The 553-nt window shown below is 43.4% G+C and carries 1 protein-coding gene; it reads right to left on the reverse strand.

The window, feature by feature from the left end:
* A partial coding sequence (locus ACRCJ0_RS18950) for an HAD-IIA family hydrolase (RefSeq protein WP_431391749.1) occupies positions 1 to 549 on the reverse strand: 549 nt, incomplete at its 3' end.
* Positions 550 to 553 lie beyond the last annotated feature (4 nt).

Below are 553 nucleotides of genomic sequence, written 5' to 3' on the forward strand. Positions count from 1 at the left end.
CGCAGTGATTACTTGACCGATGGCACCAGCACCGGGCACAAATCCTCGGTTTGAAGGGAATTGTACGTCTGGGTTGGTGAGATAGAAAGCAGCACCTCTTTGAACTGCAATCGAGGCTTCAATGAATTGTGGATACGTCACTTCTTGGTCAAGGCCAACGATCACCACATCGCACGGGTCCTGGTCGACGTTTTGAGTCAATTCAAATCCTGCGTCCACTACTTCATCTTTTAAGTAATCCATTCCGATGACATAGGCTTTGCCTGTTTCTTTTGTCAGCTTGCCAGATGTTAAATCTTCAGCAAGGATAAAGCGCAAAGTATCCACTGAAGTGTAGAAATGTTTACCCTCAACATTTAAGCCCGTAATTTTATTTAAATTATCTGCTGCTGCCTGGTGTTTACGCATGGCATTGTTGGTCACAAACATAAATGGGATATTATCTTCAATCAAGCGCTCAATAAAGTCCTTCGCACCCGCTATCGGTTGACCGCCGCGGTACATAGTACCATCTAAATCGATTAAGAAAATTTTTTCTTGTAGATCCATCTAA

Source organism: Aerococcus sp. L_32 (assembly GCF_050689315.1).